At 60.6% G+C, this 21,931-nt stretch carries 16 protein-coding genes and 3 pseudogenes; all 19 read left to right on the top strand.

What is annotated here, in order from left to right; all coding sequences use genetic code 11:
• Positions 1-504 precede the first annotated feature (504 nt).
• The 19 genes and pseudogenes from dnaA to CWE01_RS07745 all read left to right on the top strand — a co-directional run bounded on the left by dnaA (position 505) and on the right by CWE01_RS07745 (position 21,900).
• Positions 505-2,022, top strand: coding sequence for a chromosomal replication initiator protein DnaA (gene dnaA, locus CWE01_RS07660; protein WP_100939922.1), 1,518 nt, complete (start codon positions 505-507; stop codon positions 2,020-2,022).
• A 38-nt stretch (positions 2,023-2,060) separates the two neighbouring features.
• Positions 2,061-3,164, top strand: a complete 1,104-nt coding sequence (gene dnaN / locus CWE01_RS07665) for a DNA polymerase III subunit beta (protein WP_100939923.1) — start codon at positions 2,061-2,063, stop codon at positions 3,162-3,164.
• Between the two features lie 35 nt (positions 3,165-3,199).
• Positions 3,200-4,303, top strand: a complete 1,104-nt coding sequence (recF, locus tag CWE01_RS07670; RefSeq protein ID WP_100939924.1) for a DNA replication/repair protein RecF — start codon at positions 3,200-3,202, stop codon at positions 4,301-4,303.
• A 4-nt stretch (positions 4,304-4,307) separates the two neighbouring features.
• Positions 4,308-6,725 (top strand): DNA topoisomerase (ATP-hydrolyzing) subunit B, encoded by a 2,418-nt coding sequence (gene gyrB / locus CWE01_RS07675; RefSeq protein WP_100939925.1) that lies wholly within the window; start codon positions 4,308-4,310, stop codon positions 6,723-6,725.
• A 449-nt stretch (positions 6,726-7,174) separates the two neighbouring features.
• Positions 7,175-7,995, top strand: a pseudogene (locus tag CWE01_RS07680) (Abi family protein); the annotation flags it as partial.
• An 824-nt stretch (positions 7,996-8,819) separates the two neighbouring features.
• Positions 8,820-9,491 carry a methyl-accepting chemotaxis protein gene (locus CWE01_RS34205; RefSeq protein WP_371917131.1) on the top strand — a complete coding sequence of 224 codons (672 nt, stop codon included), beginning with the start codon at positions 8,820-8,822 and terminating at the stop codon, positions 9,489-9,491.
• 9 nt (positions 9,492-9,500) lie between these two features.
• The gene (locus CWE01_RS07690) at positions 9,501-9,869 is read left to right on the top strand and encodes a response regulator (RefSeq protein ID WP_040071872.1); all 369 of its coding nucleotides are present in this window, start codon (positions 9,501-9,503) and stop codon (positions 9,867-9,869) included.
• 42 nt (positions 9,870-9,911) lie between these two features.
• Positions 9,912-10,211, top strand: a complete 300-nt coding sequence (locus CWE01_RS07695; protein WP_100939927.1) for a lipid asymmetry maintenance protein MlaB — start codon at positions 9,912-9,914, stop codon at positions 10,209-10,211.
• Positions 10,212-10,269: 58 nt separating this feature from the next.
• A pseudogene (locus tag CWE01_RS34210) lies at positions 10,270-10,993 on the top strand (Hpt domain-containing protein); the annotation flags it as partial.
• 299 nt (positions 10,994-11,292) lie between these two features.
• A pseudogene (locus CWE01_RS34215) lies at positions 11,293-12,522 on the top strand (chemotaxis protein CheA); the annotation flags it as partial.
• Entirely contained in the window at positions 12,519-14,180 is a 1,662-nt protein-coding gene (locus CWE01_RS07705; protein WP_100939929.1) for a methyl-accepting chemotaxis protein, read from the top strand. The pseudogene CWE01_RS34215 and the gene CWE01_RS07705, both read left to right, overlap by 4 nt.
• A gap of 41 nt (positions 14,181-14,221) precedes the next feature.
• Positions 14,222-14,755, top strand: a complete 534-nt coding sequence (locus CWE01_RS07710; RefSeq protein ID WP_100939930.1) for a chemotaxis protein CheW — start codon at positions 14,222-14,224, stop codon at positions 14,753-14,755.
• A gap of 22 nt (positions 14,756-14,777) precedes the next feature.
• Entirely contained in the window at positions 14,778-15,584 is an 807-nt protein-coding gene (locus CWE01_RS07715) for a protein-glutamate O-methyltransferase CheR (protein WP_256579329.1), read from the top strand.
• 14 nt (positions 15,585-15,598) lie between these two features.
• Positions 15,599-16,117 (top strand): chemotaxis protein CheD, encoded by a 519-nt coding sequence (locus CWE01_RS07720; RefSeq protein ID WP_256346985.1) that lies wholly within the window; start codon positions 15,599-15,601, stop codon positions 16,115-16,117.
• Complete coding sequence (locus CWE01_RS07725; RefSeq protein WP_100939933.1) at positions 16,086-17,153, top strand: chemotaxis response regulator protein-glutamate methylesterase; 1,068 nt, start codon at positions 16,086-16,088, stop codon at positions 17,151-17,153. Before CWE01_RS07720 ends, CWE01_RS07725 begins: the two co-directional genes overlap by 32 nt.
• A 185-nt stretch (positions 17,154-17,338) precedes the next feature.
• Entirely contained in the window at positions 17,339-18,394 is a 1,056-nt protein-coding gene (gene hflK / locus CWE01_RS07730) for an FtsH protease activity modulator HflK (protein WP_177145606.1), read from the top strand.
• Positions 18,391-19,272 carry a protease modulator HflC gene (gene hflC / locus CWE01_RS07735; protein WP_100939934.1) on the top strand — a complete coding sequence of 294 codons (882 nt, stop codon included), beginning with the start codon at positions 18,391-18,393 and terminating at the stop codon, positions 19,270-19,272. The genes hflK and hflC overlap by 4 nt, the downstream gene beginning before the upstream one ends.
• A gap of 71 nt (positions 19,273-19,343) precedes the next feature.
• On the top strand, positions 19,344-20,582 hold the full coding sequence (locus tag CWE01_RS07740) for an NRAMP family divalent metal transporter (RefSeq protein WP_218177132.1): 1,239 nt from the start codon (positions 19,344-19,346) through the stop codon (positions 20,580-20,582).
• A 25-nt stretch (positions 20,583-20,607) separates the two neighbouring features.
• Positions 20,608-21,900, top strand: coding sequence for a TerC family protein (locus CWE01_RS07745; RefSeq protein WP_100939936.1), 1,293 nt, complete (start codon positions 20,608-20,610; stop codon positions 21,898-21,900).
• Positions 21,901-21,931 lie beyond the last annotated feature (31 nt).

Raw genomic sequence — 21,931 nt, forward strand, 5'->3', positions numbered from 1 at the left:
TCTAGAGAAAGCAAGCCCGCAGGTCAATTTCCAACCAGCTTTTACTTCATATAGATATTCGGCCCGATCTGCCTGGCACCCACCCTGACCTAGATATAAGAATAAAGAAGGGAATTATTTAAAGCTTTTCTGTAAAGCTTATAGAAGCTTAGGAAGCCATTATCTGTGGATAAGTACCTTGAGGCCATGAAACACCTACTGTACAGAGGATGACAACTGGGTGGGTAAGCGGTGCTCCGCCTGTGCCGCGCTATCGGATAAGCTGTGTGTGGAATGCCATGTTATCCACAGGCCAGTTACCCACAGACTTTCGCCCCCACTTGTGCAACGCCCTCAAGGGCGGTTATCCACAGAGCTTATGCACATACCATTGGTCGCTTTGTCCACCGATAAGCGGTTGATTCTTCAGGTTGTCCCTGCAACCTACATGTGGATAAGTGCTCGGCCTGCCGGTACAATGGCCGCTTGTTTTTGCCTCACCGGCTTTCAACTTAGGGGATATCCGTGTCAGTGGAACTTTGGCAGCAGTGCGTGGAGCTTCTGCGTGATGAGCTGCCTGCCCAGCAATTCAACACCTGGATCCGTCCACTACAGGTCGAAGCCGAAGGCGACGAGTTGCGTGTCTATGCACCGAACCGTTTTGTGCTCGACTGGGTCAACGAAAAGTACCTGGGACGTTTGCTCGAACTGTTGAACGAGCATGGCAACGGTCTGGCGCCTGCGCTTTCCTTATTAATAGGTAGCAAGCGCAGTTCCGCTCCGCGTGCTGCCCCGAATGCCCCGTTGGCCGCCGCCGCTTCCCAGGCCATGGCCGCCAGTGCTCCGGCGCCGGCAGTGGTGAGCACTCCGTCCGCGCAGCCGGCACCGACCCCGAAGACGGTGGTCGAAGTCAGCCAGGAACCGTCCCGCGACAGCTTCGACCCGATGGCCGGCGCCAGTTCGCAACAGGCCCCGGTGCGTGCGGAACAACGCACCGTCCAGGTAGAAGGCGCGCTCAAGCACACCAGCTACCTGAACCGCACCTTCACCTTCGAGAATTTCGTCGAGGGCAAGTCCAACCAACTGGCCCGGGCCGCGGCCTGGCAGGTGGCGGACAACCCCAAGCACGGCTACAACCCGCTTTTCCTTTATGGCGGCGTCGGCCTGGGTAAGACCCACTTGATGCACGCTGTGGGTAACCACCTATTAAAGAAGAACCCGAATGCCAAGGTGGTCTACCTGCATTCGGAGCGTTTCGTCGCGGACATGGTCAAGGCCTTGCAGCTCAACGCCATCAACGAGTTCAAGCGCTTCTACCGTTCGGTGGACGCCTTGCTGATCGACGACATTCAATTCTTCGCCCGCAAGGAACGGTCCCAGGAAGAGTTTTTCCACACCTTCAACGCCTTGCTTGAAGGCGGTCAGCAAGTAATCCTGACCAGCGACCGTTATCCGAAAGAGATCGAAGGCCTGGAAGAGCGCCTGAAGTCGCGCTTTGGCTGGGGCCTGACCGTGGCGGTCGAGCCGCCGGAGCTGGAGACCCGGGTTGCGATCCTGATGAAGAAGGCCGACCAGGCGAAAGTCGACCTGCCCCACGACGCGGCGTTCTTCATTGCCCAACGTATTCGTTCCAACGTCCGTGAACTCGAAGGCGCGCTGAAGCGGGTGATCGCTCACTCGCACTTCATGGGCCGCGACATCACCATCGAGCTGATCCGCGAATCGCTGAAAGACCTGCTGGCGCTGCAAGACAAGCTGGTGTCTGTGGATAACATTCAGCGCACGGTGGCCGAATACTACAAGATCAAGATTTCCGACCTGCTGTCCAAGCGCCGTTCGCGCTCGGTGGCGCGTCCACGTCAGGTCGCCATGGCCTTGTCCAAGGAACTCACCAACCACAGCTTGCCTGAAATTGGTGATGTCTTCGGCGGGCGCGACCATACTACGGTCTTGCATGCATGCCGCAAGATCAACGAACTTAAGGAATCCGACGCGGACATCCGCGAGGACTACAAGAACCTGCTGCGAACACTGACCACTTGATGACACCAGCGCAGCTTATTAAGGCAAGGGACTAGACCATGCATTTCACTATTCAACGCGAAGCCCTGTTGAAACCCCTGCAACTGGTCGCAGGCGTCGTCGAGCGCCGCCAGACCTTGCCGGTGCTCTCCAATGTGTTGCTGGTCGTCCAGGGCCAGCAACTGTCGCTGACCGGTACCGACCTGGAAGTCGAGCTGGTCGGTCGCGTCCAACTCGAAGAGCCAGCGGAACCGGGTGAAATCACCGTGCCGGCGCGCAAGCTGATGGATATCTGCAAGAGCCTGCCCAACGACGCCCTGATCGACATCAAGGTCGACGAGCAGAAACTGGTGGTGAAAGCCGGCCGCAGCCGCTTCACCCTCTCCACCTTGCCGGCGAACGATTTCCCGACAGTGGAAGAAGGCCCGGGCTCGCTGACTTGCCAGCTCGACCAGAGCAAGCTGCGTCGCTTGATCGAGCGCACCAGTTTCGCCATGGCCCAGCAGGACGTGCGTTACTACCTCAACGGCATGCTGCTGGAAGTGTCGGCCGGTATCATCCGCGCCGTGGCCACCGACGGTCACCGTCTGGCCATGTGTTCGATGCAGGCCGATATCGGTCAGCCGGATCGCCACCAGGTGATCGTGCCACGTAAAGGCATCCTGGAATTGGCCCGCCTGCTGACCGAGCCGGAAGGCAACGTGAGCATCGTCCTCGGCCAGCACCACATCCGTGCGACCACCGGTGAGTTCACCTTCACCTCCAAGCTGGTGGACGGCAAGTTCCCGGACTACGAGCGTGTCCTGCCAAAAGGTGGCGACAAGCTGGTCCTCGGCGATCGCCAGGCGCTGCGTGAAGCTTTCAGCCGTACCGCGATTCTGTCCAACGAGAAGTACCGCGGTATCCGTCTGCAACTGGCCAGCGGTCAGTTGAAGATCCAGGCCAACAACCCTGAGCAGGAAGAGGCGGAAGAAGAAATCAGCGTCGACTACAACGGCGGTTCGTTGGAAATCGGCTTCAACGTCAGCTATCTGCTGGACGTGCTGGGCGTGATGACCACCGAGCAGGTGCGTCTGATCCTGTCCGACTCCAACAGCAGCGCGTTGGTGCAGGAGTCCGACAACGACGACTCCGCCTACGTCGTCATGCCGATGCGCCTGTAACGGTGTCGCGCCTGCCCATGTCCAGCCAACGCTAGATGTCCCTCAGTCGTGTTTCGGTCACCGCGGTGCGTAACCTGCAGCCGGTGACCTTCTCCCCCTCCCCGCGTATCAATATCCTTTACGGCGCCAACGGCAGCGGAAAAACCAGCGTGCTCGAAGCGCTGCATCTGCTCGGGCTCGCGCGCTCGTTTCGCAGTACCCGTCTGTTACCGGTGATCCAGTACGAGCAACTCGCCTGCACGGTCTTCGGCCAGGTGGAGTTGGCCGAGGGCGGACACAGCGCGTTGGGGATATCCCGGGATCGCCAGGGTGAATTCCAGATCCGCATCGATGGCCAGAACGCCAAGAGCGCGGCACAACTGGCGGAAATCCTGCCGCTGCAACTGATCAACCCAGACAGCTTCCGCTTGCTCGAAGGGGCCCCGAAGATCCGCCGCCAGTTCCTCGACTGGGGTGTGTTCCACGTGGAACCTCGTTTCATGTCGACCTGGCAGCGCTTGCAGAAGGCCCTGCGGCAGCGGAACTCATGGCTGCGGCATGGTACACTTGACGCCGCTTCGCAAGCGGCCTGGGACCGGGAACTGTGCCTGGCCAGCGCCGAAATCGATGAATACCGCCGCGCTTACATCAAAGTCTTGAAACCAGTCTTTGAGCAAACCTTGAGCGAGCTAGTCGAACTCGAGGGCTTAACGCTGAGCTATTACCGTGGTTGGGACAAAGAGAAGGAACTGAGCGCCGTGCTCGCCTCTTCCCTGCACCGGGACCAGCAAATGGGTCACACCCAAGCCGGACCACAGCGAGCTGATTTGCGTCTTCGATTGGGCGCACACAATGCCGCGGACATCTTGTCCCGGGGTCAGCAGAAACTGGTGGTCTGTGCCTTGCGCATTGCTCAGGGGCACCTGGTCAGTCAGGCCCGGCGCGGTCAGTGTATTTATCTGGTGGATGACCTGCCGTCCGAGCTGGACGAGCAACACCGTCGTGCACTCTGTCGCTTGCTGGAAGACTTACGCTGCCAGGTGTTTATCACCTGTGTAGACCACGAATTATTGAGGGAAGGCTGGCAGACGGAAACGCCAGTCGCTTTGTTCCACGTGGAACAAGGCTGTATCACCCAGACCCACGACCATCGGGAGTGAAGGCATGAGCGAAGAAAATACGTACGACTCGACCAGCATCAAGGTGCTGAAAGGTTTGGATGCCGTACGCAAACGTCCCGGTATGTACATTGGCGACACCGATGATGGTAGCGGTCTGCACCACATGGTGTTCGAGGTGGTCGACAACTCCATCGACGAAGCCCTCGCCGGCCATTGCGACGAAATCAGCATCATCATCCACCCGGATGAGTCCATCACCGTGCGCGACAACGGTCGCGGTATTCCGGTAGACGTGCACAAGGAAGAAGGCGTTTCCGCGGCCGAGGTCATCATGACCGTGCTGCACGCCGGCGGTAAGTTCGACGACAACTCCTATAAAGTCTCCGGCGGTTTGCACGGTGTGGGTGTGTCGGTGGTGAACGCCCTGTCCGAATTGCTGGTGCTGACCGTGCGTCGCAGCGGCAAGATCTGGGAACAGACCTATGTCCACGGCGTTCCACAGGAACCGATGAGAACTGTCGGCGACAGCGAAACCACCGGTACCGAGATTCACTTCAAGGCCTCCGGCGAAACCTTCAAGAACATCCACTTCAGCTGGGACATCCTGGCCAAGCGGATTCGTGAACTGTCCTTCCTCAACTCCGGTGTCGGCATCGTCCTCAAGGACGAGCGCAGCGGCAAGGAAGAACTGTTCAAGTACGAAGGCGGCCTGCGGGCGTTCGTTGAATACCTGAACACCAACAAGACCCCGGTCAACCAGGTGTTCCACTTCAACGTCCAGCGTGAAGACGGCATCGGCGTGGAAATCGCCTTGCAGTGGAACGACAGCTTCAACGAGAACCTGTTGTGCTTCACCAACAACATTCCGCAGCGCGACGGTGGTACTCACCTGGTGGGTTTCCGTTCCGCCCTGACGCGTAACCTGAACACCTACATCGAAGCGGAAGGCCTGGCGAAGAAGCACAAGGTCGCCACCACCGGTGACGATGCCCGTGAAGGCCTGACCGCGATCATTTCGGTCAAGGTGCCGGATCCGAAGTTCAGTTCCCAGACCAAGGACAAGCTGGTTTCTTCCGAAGTGAAGACTGCGGTCGAACAGGAAATGGGCAAGTACTTCTCGGACTTCCTGCTGGAAAACCCGAACGAAGCCAAGCTGGTGGTCGGCAAGATGATCGACGCCGCCCGTGCCCGTGAAGCGGCGCGTAAAGCCCGTGAGATGACCCGTCGTAAAGGTGCGCTGGATATCGCCGGCCTGCCGGGCAAACTGGCGGACTGCCAGGAAAAAGACCCTGCCCTTTCCGAACTGTACCTGGTGGAAGGTGACTCTGCTGGCGGTTCCGCCAAGCAGGGTCGTAACCGTCGCACCCAGGCGATCCTGCCGTTGAAGGGCAAGATCCTCAACGTGGAAAAAGCCCGTTTCGACAAGATGATCTCGTCCCAGGAAGTGGGCACGCTGATCACCGCGCTGGGCTGCGGTATCGGCCGCGACGAGTACAACATCGAGAAACTGCGTTACCACAACATCATCATCATGACCGATGCTGACGTCGACGGTTCGCACATCCGTACCCTGCTGCTGACCTTCTTCTTCCGTCAGTTGCCGGAGCTGATCGAGCGTGGCTACATCTATATCGCCCAGCCGCCGTTGTACAAGGTCAAGAAAGGCAAGCAAGAGCAATACATCAAAGACGACGACGCCATGGAAGAGTACATGACGCAGTCGGCCCTGGAAGATGCGAGCCTGCACCTGAACGAAGACGCGCCGGGTATTTCCGGTGAAGCGCTGGAACGTCTGGTGAATGACTTCCGCATGGTGATGAAGACCCTCAAGCGTCTGTCGCGCCTGTACCCACAGGAACTGACCGAGCACTTCATCTACCTGCCGGCGGTAAGCCTGGAGCAGTTGGGCGATCACGCGGCGATGCAGGAATGGCTGGCCAAGTACGAAGTTCGCCTGCGTCTGAACGAGAAGTCCGGCCTGGTCTACAAAGCCAGCCTGCGCGAAGACCGTGAACGTAACGTCTGGCTGCCGGAGGTCGAACTGATCTCCCACGGCCTGTCCAACTACGTCACCTTCAACCGCGACTTCTTCGGCAGCAACGACTACAAGACCGTTGTGACCCTGGGCGCGCAGTTGAGCACCTTGCTCGATGATGGCGCCTACATCCAGCGTGGCGAACGCAAGAAAGCCGTGACCGAGTTCAAGGAAGCCCTGGACTGGTTGATGGCCGAAAGCACCAAGCGCCACACCATCCAGCGATACAAAGGGCTGGGTGAGATGAACCCTGACCAATTGTGGGAAACCACCATGGACCCAGCGGTTCGCCGGATGCTGAAAGTGACGATCGAAGACGCCGTTGGTGCGGACCAGATCTTCAACACGCTGATGGGCGATGCGGTAGAGCCACGTCGTGACTTTATCGAGAGCAATGCGTTGGCGGTGTCGAACCTGGATTTTTGATCGGGTACGCGTAGAAGTGGAAAAAGGCCAATGCTAAGCATTGGCCTTTTTTTATCGCCGGTTCGTATAGACATTGCAGGATAGGCGCCGGTATTTCGATGTTCAAATCCAGCGTGAATTTTCGATCGTCACTTTTGCGCCGACTTTGACGCATTTTTCGTCAAGCGATTTCGTTTGACGAAAAATGATGCATTCGGCAGTATTATTCTCAATCGCGCCCGATCCTCTGGTGCTGGCTTAGTCCGGCATTACGTTCGGGCCTTCTTATTTCTGGAGACATGGAAGTTGCTGGCCCCGAAGCCTTTCCGGACCTACCCAGACCTCGTAGCCCTCCTCACTCAGCGCAATATGCACGTAGCCGACCCTGTACGCGCAGAGCGTAAGCTCGCTCAGCTGGGGTCTACCGCCTTAGCGGCTACTGGTACCCAGCCCGCGAGTTTGACAAGGATCCTGCGACCAACCTGGCTAAAATCTGTCCGATTTCGGGGAAACCTCTTCGCCGGGATGCGTTCACAGCGGGTGCCGATTTCGACGACGCTGTTACCCTCTACCAGTTCGACAAGCATCTGCGGCTACTCATGCTGGATGCTATCGAGCGGCTAGAGGTTAACCTGAAGACTGTGATCGCTCACGTCGTAGGCTATCACCACCCGATGCATATACCGACCCCAAGTTCATCCAGCCCAAGCATGTGAAAAACTTCACTTCGCGCGGTAAGGTCCGGAACAAGTGGAACGAATGGGGGACTCGGCAGCAGGAACTGCTGAATAGAAGTACCGAGGACTCCATCGTGTGGCACCGCCGTTCGGGGAGGCCGATTCCTTTCTGGGTAGCGGTGGAGGCGTGGGATTTTGGCGCCCTTTCTCGCTACTTCGAGATGCTTAACGGCACTTACCAGAACCAGATCCTGGCAAGGTTTGGCTTGACCGATGCGCGGATCTTCGCCCGCTGGTTGCAGGAGATCAACCTTCTGCGCAATCGCTGTGCTCATCACACTCGGGTCTGGAATCAGGTATCTCTGAACCCGCTGTCTGCATTGCCTACTGAGCCATATTTCATAGCCCTGAATCTGGATGGCAACGCGTTGACCAGACTCTATGGCCTGGTGTCTGTTGTCTGGTTCCTGTTACAGAAGATTGCGCCGCGCTCGAACTGGATCAACGCCGTCGCGGACTTGGTTGACACCAAGCCGGGGTTGCCTGGGTGCACGTTTGCATCGTTTGGGCTCCCGACTGAGACCGGGTTCCCTCGGGCTGCCTTTGGGATCTAGCTCACGTCCCCTCCCATCGCTCAACACCGGCGCCACCAGAACACCTGCATGACACACAGCGTTTCCTACTCAAGATTTAAAATCAAATCCCCCTTCGATATTCAACAACCCCGTCTACACTCATGGATCTGAACCCAATAGATGGCATTGTGCCGCATACGGCAAATGAACGGTTTTACGACTATCCGACGACTGACCCTGCGCCACGCTCAAGCTGGCCATGGTCTCGGCGGATAGCCTTGTTATGCAGTGGAGCTTTGTTCAACTGATTCAGGGAGGAACCTATGTCGTCATCCGGCAACCTGCAGCTACCGCAGCCTGCTCCTCAGGCGAGCGCTTTTTTCTGGATACCTCTTGTCCCCGCCGCCTTTGGCGTATGCGTGTTGCTGTTGAGCGACTGGCGCCCTGCCAACCTGGCCTGGTCGGCGGGCCTGCTGGTGGTGGGTGGTCTCGCCGGACTCCTGAACCAGCGTCATTACCGGCAATTGTCAGCCCGGATCCTGAGTGACGCCCAAGCTGCCCTGGTCACCACTGACACGGCGCCCACCGGCGGTCTGGAGGCTGTCTGCCTCGAAGCCATCCCCATCTGGTCCCGGCAAATCGAAAGCTCTCGCACCGAGACCGAAACCGCCATCATCGAACTGACCAGCCGTTTCAGCGCCATCGCCGAACATTTGCAACAGACTGTTGATAACTCCCAGGCGACGGCGGGCGATCTGGCCGACCACAACCAGGGCAGTGCATTGGAGGTCTTGGCCCAGAGCGATGCCGAGTTGCTGCATGTGATCGAGTCGCTCAAAACCATTCAGAAAAGTCGCGACGAGATGCTGGTACAGGTCCGCAACCTCACCGGCTACACCGGCGAACTGCGGGCCATGGCCGGTGAAGTGGCGGCCATCGCCCAGCAGACCAACCTGCTGGCGCTCAACGCCGCCATTGAAGCCGCACGCGCCGGGGAAGCCGGGCGTGGTTTTGCCGTGGTGGCCGATGCGGTGCGGACCCTCTCCAGCCAGTCCAGTGAAACCGGGCAGAAAATGTCCGCCAAGGTCGACATCATCAACAACGCCATCACCCAATTGGTGGAGGCCGCCGCCAGCAGCACCGATCACGACAAGGATTCGGTGGCCGAATCGGAAGCCAGCATCCAGGGCGTCCTTGAGCGCTTCAAAAGCATCACCGGACAACTCTCCGAGTCCGCGGCCCTGCTGCAACGCGAAGGCCTGGGGATTCGCGATGAGGTGACCGAAGTGCTGGTGAACCTGCAATTCCAGGATCGGGTCAGCCAGATCCTCGCCCAGGTCCGCAACAACATGGAAGCCCTGCTCCGTCACTTGCGCGAAGCCCAGATGCCGGGCGCCACGGTGGTGGTCGACGCTCCCGCCTGGCTGGCGGAAATGGAGCTGACCTACGCCACTGATGAACAGCGGCGCAATCACCGTACGGGCAAGGTCAACGTCAATAAGCCCACGAGTACCCAGGAAATCACCTTCTTTTAGGAGCCGGTCATGGCAAAAAATGTAATGGTGGTCGACGATTCAAGCAGTGTCCGTCAGGTAGTCAGCATCGCGCTCAAAAGCGCCGGCTACGACGTGATCGAAGCCAGCGACGGCAAGGACGCGCTGGGCAAGCTGACCGGGCAGAAAATTCACCTGATCATCAGCGACGTGAACATGCCGAACATGGATGGCATCACCTTCGTCAAGGAAGTGAAAAAGCTGCCCAGCTACAAATTCACCCCAATCATCATGCTCACCACCGAGTCCCAGGAAAGCAAGAAACAGGAGGGGCAGGCCGCAGGCGCACGGGCCTGGGTGGTCAAGCCATTCCAGCCGGCACAAATGCTCGCCGCCGTATCCAAGCTGATTCTGCCCTGAACCCGGGCACCACCAGGACCGGGCAAACAGGGAGATTCGCGCATGCCGATCATTTGCCAAGCAGACACTTCAACCCCGCATCTGGGGATTGAAGGCGAGATGACCATCTACACCGCCGCGGAACTCCATGCGGAGCTGGCGCCGTTCCTGACGCTGGGCAGCCCCCTGGAGATCGACCTTTCGCAGGTCACTGAAATCGATGGCGCGGGCCTGCAACTGTTGATGCTCGCCAAGCGCGAAACCTTGCGTACGGGCGTTGTGTTGCAACTGAGCGGACATAGTCCGGCAGTGCTTGAGGTATTCGAACTCTGCGACCTGGGCGGGACGCTGGGGCAGCCGTGATCCAGAGCTATAAGCTTCCCGAGGTTCTTTGACCCCGGGGCGATAAAAGGACTCTATCGTGACCATCAATCTCGACCAGGCACAGCAGACCTTCATCGTCGAAGCACGTGAGCTGCTTCAGGACATGGAGTCGTCGTTGCTGCACCTGGAGTCCGAACCCGACGACAGCGACGCGATCGGAGCGATCTTCCGTGCGGCGCACACCATCAAGGGCTCCGCCGGACTGTTCGGCTTGAACCCCATCGTCGGTTTTACCCATATCGTCGAGGACGTGCTCGATCGCCTGCGCGAGGGCGCTATCCAGGTCGATGGCGAATTTATCGCCCTGCTGCTCAGAAGTGCCGACCATATGCTGGAGCTGGTTGAAGTGGTGGCTGGTGCCGGCGAAGCATTGAGCGACATCGCCCTGGAGCGTGAGGCGGCGCTACGCCAGGGATTGCAGAACTACCAGGCGGCAAGGGTGGCATCTGTCGTGCCGGCCCTGCTCGATATCCCGGTGGCCCAGCCGGTGCCCGGCCAGGACTCGGTCAGTTCCGGCTATTGGCACATTTCCCTGCGATTCGGTGCCGATGTGTTCCGCAATGGCATGGATCCCCTGTCCTTTCTTCGTTACCTGAATACCCTGGGCGAGATCGTCCATATCTTCACCCTCGCCGATACCCTGCCCGCCCTGGAGCAGTTCGACGCCGAGAGCTGCCACCTGGGCTTCGAGATCGACCTGGATTCCGATGCCAGCCGCGAAACCATTGCCGAAGCCTTCGATTTCGTCCGTGACGACTGCCAGATCCATATCCTGGCGCCCCACAGTCGAATGGAAGAGTACCTGCAACTCATCAATGCGCTGCCTGAAGAACCGGCGCGACTGGGGGAAATCCTGACCCGATGTGGTGCCCTGACGGCCAAGGAACTGGAAGACGGTTTGCGCGCCCAGCGCGAACAGGCTGAATCGGTCGGGACGCCGGCCATGCCACTGGGAGAAATCCTGATTGAGCAGCGTGTGGTCGAATCGGCCGTGGTGCAGTCCGCGCTGGAAAAGCAGGGCCGTCACCGCGAGCCCCAGGGTGCGGTTGCCGAAGCCCGTTTTGTCCGGGTCAATGCCGACAAGCTGGACGAGTTGATCAACCTGGTGGGGGAACTGGTCATCGCCAGCGCCGGGGCCAACCTGTTGGCGCGCGGTAGCGCCAACGGGCCGTTGCAGGAGTCCACCTCGGTGGTTTCGGGACTGGTGGAGGAAATCCTCGACGGCGCGCTGCACCTGCGGATGATCCCCATCGGTGACACCTTCAACCGTTTCCGCCGGGTGGTCCGGGATGTCAGCCAGGAACTGGGCAAGGACATCGAACTGCTGATCAGCGGTGCCGATACCGAGCTGGACAAGACCGTGGTGGAAAAAATCGGCGACCCGCTGATGCACTTGCTGCGCAACGCGATGGATCACGGCATCGAATCCCCGTCGGTCCGCGAAGCCGCCGGCAAGCCTGCCAAGGGGCGCTTGCAGCTCAACGCCTTTCACGACTCGGGCAGCATCGTCCTGGAAATCGCCGACGACGGCGCCGGGCTGAACCGCGACCGGATTCTGCAAAAGGCCGTCGAGCGCGGCCTGGTCCCTGCCGGGGCGAACCTGACGGACCAGGAAATCTACAACCTGATTTTCGAAGCGGGATTTTCCACCGCCGAAGCAGTGACCAACCTGTCCGGACGTGGCGTGGGCATGGATGTGGTCAAGCGCAACATCACCCTCCTGCGGGGCACGGTGGATCTGGATAGCCAACCCGGCCAAGGCACGATCATCCGTATACGCCTGCCGTTGACCCTGGCGATCATCAACGGATTCCTGGTGGGCATCGGCCAGATCCACTACGTGGTGCCGCTGGAAATGGTCCAGGAATGCATCGAACTGGATGCGCTGCAGCGTCAGGACATGTCGGGAAACAACTACCTGGACCTGCGCGGCGAAGTCCTGCCACTGGTACGTCTACGTGACCACTTCGGTCATGGGGGGCATAACGTGCGCCGCGAGAACGTGGTGGTGGTGCGGTGTGCCGAGCAGAAGGCCGGGCTGGTGGTCGATGACCTGCTGGGGGAATTCCAGACCGTCATCAAACCCCTCGGCCAGTTGTTCAATGCGCTGCGCGGCATCAGTGGTTCAACCATTCTGGGCAGCGGTGAGGTCGCGCTGATTCTTGATGTTCCGGCGCTACTGGGGGAGCTGGTCCAGCGTGAAACCCGGCAGGCCGCTGTTTATTCCTTGACCGATAGCAAACCAGGCAATTCTGCCAACCACACCGCACATGGAGGGGCTCTTCAATGAAATGGTTCTACGACCTGAGAATAGCAACCAAGCTTATCGCTTCGTTTCTGGTGGTGTTGGCGCTGACGGCGGCGATGGGCGTGTTCGCCGTCATTCAGCTGGGCCAGGTCAACCAGACGGCCACCGACATGCGCGATAATTGGCTGCCCTCCGTGCGCCTGGCTTCGGGCATGCGGTTTTTTGTCGCCAACTACCGGATCAAAGAGCTCCGTTACGTGCTCACCGACGATGCGGCGGAACGGACCCAGTATGAACAGGAAGCCGCCGACGCCCGCAAGGAGGTCGACACCCGCATTGTCCGCTATGAAAAGGATGGGTTGATCTCCAGTCCTGCGGAACAAGCGCTGTTCGATACCTTCAAGACTGACTGGGAGAGCTACCTCGCCTCCAGTAAAACGCTATTGAACGAGGCCCGGCAGGGATCAAGGGAACAAGCGATGGCTGTTCTCAGGGGGGACTCGAAGCGCACCTTTGAAGTGATCTCCACCGATCTGCTGAAAATAATCGAACTCAACGACGCCGGGGCGACGGCCGCCAATCAACGGGGGAACGAGCTTTATACCAACGCCCGGATGTCGATCATGGCCGCAGTCATCGTGGCCCTGCTCGTGGGCATTGCCCTGGCCTTGTTCATTTCACGGATCATTGCCAATCCGCTGAAAACAGCCGCCAGCGTTGCCAGCCAGTTGGCCGAGGGCAATCTGGCGGTGACCATCGAGCCGGGTTCCAAGGACGAAACCGGCCGTGTGCTCACGGCGATGCAGACCATGGTCGGCAAGCTCTCGCAGATTATCGGCGAAGTGCGCACGGCCGCCGACAACCTGGCCAGCGCGTCCGAGGAAGTCAGCGCCACCGCGCAGTCCATGAGCCAGGCCACCAGCGAGCAGGCGGCCAGTGTCGAAGAGACCAGTGCCTCGGTCGAGCAGATGAGCGCCAGCATCAACCAGAACACCGAGAACGCCAAGGTCACCGACGGCATGGCGAGCAAGGCGGCCAAGGAAGCCACCGATGGCGGCGACTCCGTGCAGCAGACCGTCCAGGCCATGAAGAAGATCGCCCAGCGCATCAGCATCATCGATGACATTGCCTACCAGACCAACCTGCTGGCCTTGAACGCGGCCATTGAAGCGGCGCGCGCCGGGGAACATGGCAAGGGCTTCGCGGTGGTCGCGGCGGAAGTACGCAAGCTGGCCGAACGCAGCCAGGTGGCCGCGCAGGAGATCGGCGAGCTGTCCACCAGCAGCGTCGAAATGGCCGAGCGGGCCGGGCATTTGCTGAACGAGATGGTGCCGTCGATCAACAAGACTTCCGACCTGGTCCAGGAGATCACCGCGGCTTCCGAAGAACAGGCGGCCGGTGTGGCGCAGATCAATACGGCGATGAACCAGCTCAACCAGGTCACCCAGCAAAACGCTTCGAGCAGCGAAGAGCTGGCCGCGACGGCCGAAGAGATGAGCAGCCAGGCTGAACAGTTGCAGCAGGCGATGAGCTTTTTCACGCTGGAGGCGGCCAACGCGAGCGTGAACGTGGCGCAAGGCAAATCGCGCGCAGCGGGTGGTGGTATGACGCGGTCGGTCGTGCGGGCACCGCAACCGGCCCTGCACAAGAGTTTCGCCTCGGCCGTCGGCCCTGACGAAAGCGAATTCACCCGGTTCTGATCAACGCCTGGGCGCGGGCCCTTTTCATGCAGGAGAGCAACATGGGCGCATTAACGACTACCCGCCAGGCGGTGGCGGTGCCAATGCAGGAAGCGCAGTACCTGACGTTCCTGCTGGCCGGCGAAATGTTCGCCATCGGCATCCTGGGGATCAAGGAAATCATCGAGTTCGGCCATGTCACGCCGGTGCCGATGATGCCCGCCTTCGTGCGGGGCGTGATCAATCTGCGCGGTGCCGTGGTGCCGGTGGTGGATCTGGGCGCGCGTTTCGGGCAGCAGTGCTCGACCGTGACCCGGCGCAGCTGTGTGGTGATCATTGAAACCAACAACGGGGAGCGCCAGGCACAGGACATCGGCCTGCTGGTCGATACGGTGTCCGAGGTGCTGGAAATTCCAGCGGCCGAGATCGAGCCACCACCGAGCTTCGGTGCACGCATTCGCGCCGACTTCATCAGCGGCATGGCCAAGGTCGAGGGCAAGTTCGTCATCGTCCTGGACGTTGACCGGGTGTTGTCGGTGGATGAAATGTCGCAGCTGGCGGAGGTCGGTGGCAGCCACATACACCCGGTGCAGTGAGTGGCGAACAAGGAGCATCAGGTTGAACGGCATCAAGCTCGAGGATCGCGAATTCACTCAGTTCCAGGCCTGGCTCTACGGCGCGGCGGGCATCAGCTTGTCGCCGGCGAAAAAGGCCCTGGTCGCCGGACGGCTGTTCAAGCGCCTCAAGTACCACGAGCTGGAGAGCTACGGTGCCTATTTCAAACTGATCATGGACAAGGAAAGCTCGGGCGAGCTGCAGGTGGCCCTCGATCTGTTGACCACCAATGAGACGTACTTTTTCCGCGAACCCAAGCACTTCGACTTCCTGCGCCTACAGGTATTGCCCCGTGCCGCGCCGGGAAAGACCTTCAGGGTGTGGAGCGCCGCCAGCTCTTCGGGCGAAGAACCCTACAGCCTGGCCATGACCCTGGCCGAGGGCCTGGGCAGCACGCCCTGGGAGGTAGTCGGCTCGGATATCAGCACCCAGGTGCTGGCCAAGGCCCGCAGCGGGCACTATCCGATGGAGCGGGCGAGCAACCTGCCGCCCGCGTTGCTGAGCCGCTATTGCCTCAAGGGTATCGGCCAGCAGACCGGCACTTTCCTGATCGACAAGAGCCTGCGCCAGCGGGTGAGTTTCATCCAGGTCAATCTGAATGACACCCTGCCGCAACTGGGGGAGTTCGAGGTCATCTTCCTGCGTAACGTAATGATCTACTTTGATCAGGAGACCAAGCGCAAAGTGGTCAACCGCCTCTTGCCGTTTCTGCGGCGTGGCGGTTATTTCATCATCAGCCACTCGGAAAGCCTGCACGGCGTCAGCGACGCGTTCAAGCTGGTGGCTCCCTCCATCTATCAAAAGCCATGAAGGCCGCTATTGCCATGGACGTCGAAGAAATCTACCTGGGTCCCGGAAGCCTGTGCTTTCGCAACAGCCCTACCCGTATCCATACCCTGTTGGGATCGTGTGTTTCCATGATTCTCTGGCATCCGGTGCGCAAGCTCGGCGGGATATCCCATTGCCTGTTGCCCGGGCGCCGACAGCGCGGTGAGGCCCTGGACGGCAGCTATGTCGACGAAGCCTTTGAATGGTTGATGCTGCACATTCAGGGCTATCGGAGTGAGGCCCGCGAATATCAGCTGAAGCTGTTCGGTGGCGGTGAGATGTTTCCCCAACAGTCGCGCGATTATGCCGCGGGTGATATCGCCGGCCTGAACTGCGCGGCTGTCACGCAAATCGCCGAGCGTCTGCGCTTGTCACCCAGTGCCGTGGACCTGGGCGGAACCGGGCACCGCAACCTGGTCTTCGACACCTGGAGCGGTGCTGTCTGGGTTCGGCATCTCTCTTTGCAAACGCGGGAAGGCAGTCATGAAAAAAATAAGCGTTTTGCTGGTCGATGATTCCGCCGTGGTCCGGCAGGTGCTGATGGCAATTCTTGGCCAGGCACCGGATATCGAGGTGACGGTCGCCGCGGACCCGATCTTCGCCATGGATAAAATGGCCAGGTCCTGGCCGGACGTGATTGTGCTGGACGTGGAAATGCCAAGGATGGACGGCATCACCTTCCTGAAAAAGATCATGGCCGAGCGTCCCACCCCGGTGGTCATCTGCTCCTCGCTGACCGAACGCGGCGCCGAGACCACCTTGCAGGCGCTTGCGGCCGGGGCTGTGGATATCATCACCAAGCCCCAGGGTGGCGTTAAGAATTTCCTGCTGGAGTCCGCCGCTCATCTGCTCGGTGCCGTTCGTGGCGCGGCCGGTGCCAATGTCAGGAACCTCGCCCCGCGCGCCGCCGCGCCGCGCCTTGAGGTCGCCAGCAAACTGAGCGCCGATGCGATGTTGCCGGCGGCCGGCAGCCAGGCGATGGCCCAGACCACCGAGCGCATCGTCGCCATCGGCACCTCCACGGGCGGGACCCAGGCGCTGGAGGCGCTGCTCACCGTGCTGCCGAGGGTCTGCCCGGGGATCGTCATCGTTCAGCACATGCCGGAGAAATTCACTGCCTCCTTTGCCCAGCGCCTGAATGGGCTGTCGCAGATTGAAGTCCGCGAGGCGCAAAACAATGATCGGGTCCTGCCCGGCCTGGCCCTGATCGCTCCGGGCGGCAAGCACATGATGCTGGTGCGCAATGGCGCCTACTACCATGTGCAGGTGGCGGACGGCCCGCTGGTCAATCGCCATCGGCCGTCGGTGGACGTGCTGTTTCGCTCGGTGGCCAAGTTCGCCGGGAAGAACGCCACCGGCATCATCATGACCGGCATGGGCGACGATGGCGCCCGTGGCCTCAAGGAAATGGCCGATGCCGGTGCCGCGACCGTGGCCCAGGACGAGGCCAGCTGCGTGGTATTCGGCATGCCCAGGGAAGCCATCAAGCTGGGTGCCGCCAAACGTGTCCTATCCTTGCAGGACATGCATCTGGCGGTGCTGGGCAAGTAGTACTCATCCCGGTCCAGCTTGATGCCTGAGAAACTTTCCCAGTCAGTACATTTGCGCCCCTGGCGCTTCAATCATTGCGCCAAGTCAGGAGGTATTCAGCCCTCGGCTGTATGATGCTCCGAAATATGCGGTAATAAAAAAACACCGATCCGTCTCCCCCGGCCAGATGCCTCCAGGATAAGACCATGTCCGACCCGCAGCCCTTGACTCCCCTGGAACCGGAAAAGTCTTCCGCCTCACTGGGCGAACAAGCCCGCTCCATGGGCCTGCGGGCCAATCGTTTCGTTGCCCTCACGGGCCTGCAAGGCAAAGGTCTGGCGCTGGTGGCCGGGTTGCTGGCGTTTGTCTGGATCGTCGGGGGCATCTACAAGGTCCAGCCCGACGAGCAAGGTATCGTCCTGCGCTTTGGCAAATGGGTCGACACCACCGAGGCGGGTTTGCACTATCACCTGCCCTTCCCTATCGAAACGGTGCTGCTGCCCAAGGTCACCACGGTCAACCAGCTGCAACTGGGGCACGGCCCCGCGCTAGGTCTGAACGACAGCAGCCTGTCCCGCGACAAGCAGATGCTCACCGGTGACGAGAATATCGTCGAGGCCGATTGCGCGGTGTTCTGGCGGATCAAGGACGCCGGGCAGTTTCTGTTCAGCATGGACAAGCCCGAATTCGCCATCAAGCTGGCCGCCGAAAGCGCCCTGCGCGAAGTCATCGGGCGTACCCCGATCCAGGCGGCCCTCTCGGACAAACGCCAGGAGATTGCCGAGGAAACCAAGGCGTTGTTGCAACGCCTGCTCGACGATGAAAAAGCCGGCGTACTGATCACCCAGATCCAGTTGCAGCGCGTCGATCCGCCACCGGCGGTGATCGATGCCTTCAACGATGTGCAGCGGGCCCGGGCCGACCAGGAGCGTGAGCGTAACGAGGCGGAATCCTACGCCAACGACATTCTTCCTCGGGCCCGGGGCGAAGCGTCGCATATCAACCAGGAAGCCGAGGCCTACAAGGCCCAGGCGGTCAATCTGGCCGAAGGCGATGCGAAAAGCTTCCTGGCGGTGTACGAAAGTTATGCACAGGCCAAGGACGTGACCAGCTGGCGCCTGTACATGGAAAGCACTGATGAAGTACTGAAAAGAGCCTCCAAGGTGATCATCGATACGTCCGGCAAAGGCGTTTCGGGCGTGGTGCCCTATATGCCGCTGTCGGAACAGGACAAGCGTCCGGCCAAGGAGCAGACCCGATGAAACCGCAGATTCGTGTGGCCCTGGTGATCCTTGCGCTGGTTGTCCTGTGGACCCTCGGCGCCTCGCTGTATACCGTCGACGAAGCCCAGCAGGCCCTGGTGGTCCGGCTCGGGGCGCCGACCGCGCCGGTGCGTACGCCGGGGCTGAAACTCAAGGTGCCGCTGATCGACACCGTGATCTATTACGACACCCGCATCCTGACCCTGGCGCCACCATCCGAGCAGGTGATCCTCGGCGACCAGAAACGCCTGGAGGTGGAAACCTATGCGCGTTATCGCATCGTCGACCCGCTGCGTTTCTATCAGGCCCTGCGCACGGTCGACCAGGCCAATGCGCAACTGGCCCAGTTGGTCAGCTCATCGCTGCGCCGCGAGCTGGGACAGGTGATGCTCAAGTCGCTGTTGTCCGCCGAGCGGCCGAAGATTGTCGAGCATATCCAGAACGAGGTGGTGGAGAAGGCCAGGCCCCTGGGCATCGAGGTCACCGAGGTGCGTTTTCATCGCGCCGACCTGCCGTTCGAAACCAGCCAGGCGATCTATGACCGGATGAAGTCCGAGCGTCAGCGCGAGGCCAAGGAACTGCGCGCCCAGGGCTTCGAGTGGGCACAACAGATCCAGGCCAATGCCGAGCGTGAACGGGCCGTATTGATCTCCGAGGCACAACGGCAAAGCCGCATCACCCATGGTGAAGCCGATGCCCTGGCGAACCAGATCTCGTCCCAGGCGTTCAACAAGGACCCCGAGTTCTACAAGCTCTACCGCAGCTTGCAGACCTATCGACAGTCCTTGTCCGATTCCGCGCCGACGTTGGTCCTGTCACCGGATACGGCGTTCCTCAAGGATTTCAAAAGTGGTCCGCAGGTGAATAGCCGACCCTGACGCCCACCGAGGGTCGATGAACGGGTTTTTCGCCATCCACGGACGCATGCCATGAGCCGGGAACAGACATGATGCCAAGCATTTCAATCCGCTCAAGCCGGCTACGGTTGATGGCTGCGGCCGTCGGTCCGGGGCTGGTGGTGATGCTCGCGGATACCGAGGCCGGCAGCGTGATCACCGCCGCGCAGAGTGGCGCGCAATGGGGCTATCGGCTGCTGTTGCTGCAATTCCTCATCATTCCCCTGCTGTACACCGCGCAGGAGCTCTCGATCCGCCTGGGGCTGGGAACGGGAAAAGGCTTCGGTGAACTGGTGCGCCTGCGGTTTGGTCGCGGCGTTGCGTTGCTGTCCCTGGCGACGCTGGTGCTCAGTTGCTTCGGTGCCCTGGTGACCGAGTTGAGCGGGTTGGCCGGGGTCGGCGAGCTGTTCGGCATACCCCTGTGGGAAACCGTCGGGGTGTTGGTGGTACTGATTTTCGCGATGGTCTGTACCGGCTCCTACCATGGCGTCGAGCGCATCGCGATTTGCCTGGGTATGTTCGGCGTGGCCTTTATCGCCGTGGCCTGGAACGCTCACCCCGACCCTCGGCAGATCGCCGCGCAGTGGTATCAGATGCCGTTTCACGACAGTTCCTATCTTTACCTGGTGGCCGCCAACCTGGGCACCAGCGTCATGCCGTGGACGGTGTTCTACCAACAGTCGGCGCTGATCGACAAGGGCCTCGATGCCCGGCACCTGAAAGCGGCGCGTATCGAAACCTTCCTCGGCGCGACCCTCTGCCAGATTCTCACGGCCGCCGTGGTGATTGCCGCGGCGGCGTGTTTCAACCGCTCCGACGCGTCCTTCACCTTGACCAGCGTGCCGCAACTGGCCGATGCCTTTACCGCTTCCCTGGGCCAGACGGTCGGGCGTGGGGTCTTTGCGATGGGGCTGGCCGGGGGCGCGCTGGTGGCGACCATCGTGGTCTGCCTGACCGTGGCCTGGGGCGTCGGCGAGGCCACTGGCCGACGGCATTCCCTGGAGCAGCGTCCCGCCGACGCGCCCTGGTTCTACGCGGCATTCGGCGCCATGTTACTGGGGGCCGGGGTGCTGGTGGGTTCCGGGGTCAATCTGGTCGAACTGTCGATCTTCACCGGGGTGGTCAATGCGCTGTTGCTGCCGGCGGTGCTCGGCCTGCTCTATTGGCTGGCCCGTACGCAGTTGAGCGGGACGTTCAGGTTGCAGGGCTGGTATGCGCGGGGGGTGGGCCTGGTGTTCGGGTTTGCCTCCCTCACCGGCCTGTTCTGTGGTGTGGGAGGTTTGCTGAATTGATGACGATGGTTGCGGGAGCGGCAAGATGATCGGCTTGGATACCGGGATGCAGGGGATCAACCTGACGTTGCAGGTGTTCCTGCTCGACCTGCTGCTGAGCGGCGACAACGCCGTGGTCATCGCCCTGGCCTGCCGCCACCTGCCGGCCCGGCAGATGCGCCAGGCGCTGTTCGCCGGGATGGGCGTGGCAGTCGGGTTGCGGATCCTGTTCACCTCGGTGATCAGCCTGTTGCTCAAGGTGCCCTGCCTGAAACTGGCGGGCATGGTCGCGCTGGTGGTGATCGCCATCAAGTTGTTGGTGGGGGAGGAAGACGCCGAGCACTTGCCGCAGCGTTCTGGGTCGACGCTCTGGTCGGTGGTCGGGCTTATCGTCTTCGCCGACCTGACCATGAGCCTGGACAATGTGGTGGCGCTGGCCGCCGTGGCCCAGGACAACCTGGGGATCCTGGTGCTGGGGCTGCTGCTGAGCATTCCGATGCTGATGTATGGCAGTTTGTTTGTGAGCGGGTTGTTCAAGCGTTATCCCTGGTTGATCCCGGCGGGCGGTGCCTTGTTGGGTTGGGTGGCCGGAGGTATCGGCATGTCCGACCCGCTGATCGCCGATTGGGTGGCGACCCAGGCACCGGGCCTGGTGCTGGCGATGCCGCTGGCTTGCGCGATTTTTGTGCTGGTGGAAAGCCGGATCATCCAGCGCAACCTGCGTTTGCTGCCCAGGCCCGAGCCGGTTTTGCGCCATGCCCGCATGGATGAACCTGTGCCCGCCGAACCGCTGGTGGCCGGTGTGGTTCGGGTGGTTGAAGCGCAGGAGGATATTTCCGGGGTTCGTGAGCCCCTGTCCGCCGAGTTGCTCCCTCCCGAGACGGTCCTGCCTGTGGATAACTCGCCTGTCGAGCCTGTGCCAGACGAACCGAACCGCAAGCGCCGATGGTACTGGGCCGGGGCGTTGGCGGCGGTTCCGTTGCTGGGGTATATCGGTTATTCGGTGATCTATGTCGGCATCATCAACAGCGGCTACATGCCGACGCCCAGGCTGTTGAGCAGCTACGAGTGTCCTGGTTTGAACGGGCCGTTCGTCTTCTTCTACCAGCATGGCAAGGACACAGTACGTATCCACAGCAGCGCCGGTTCGCTTGATGGCGCCCTGATCAAGGGCCGGCTGGAGTGGATCAATTCAACCCGGGCCTCGTCGATGCTCGGTTTTACGCCGCCCCAGGAAATCACCAATGACGATGCCACCTCCATTCGCATCAATGGGGGGAGCTTTTCGCAAATGGTTTGTTTCAAAAAAGACCAGGTGATCGAGGTGGGAAGGAACTGAGAGTGTGCTCCACTTGAATAAAAACCAAGGG

The sequence above is a fragment of the Pseudomonas sp. QS1027 genome (assembly GCF_002814235.1).
Taxonomy (GTDB): Bacteria; Pseudomonadota; Gammaproteobacteria; order Pseudomonadales; family Pseudomonadaceae; genus Aquipseudomonas.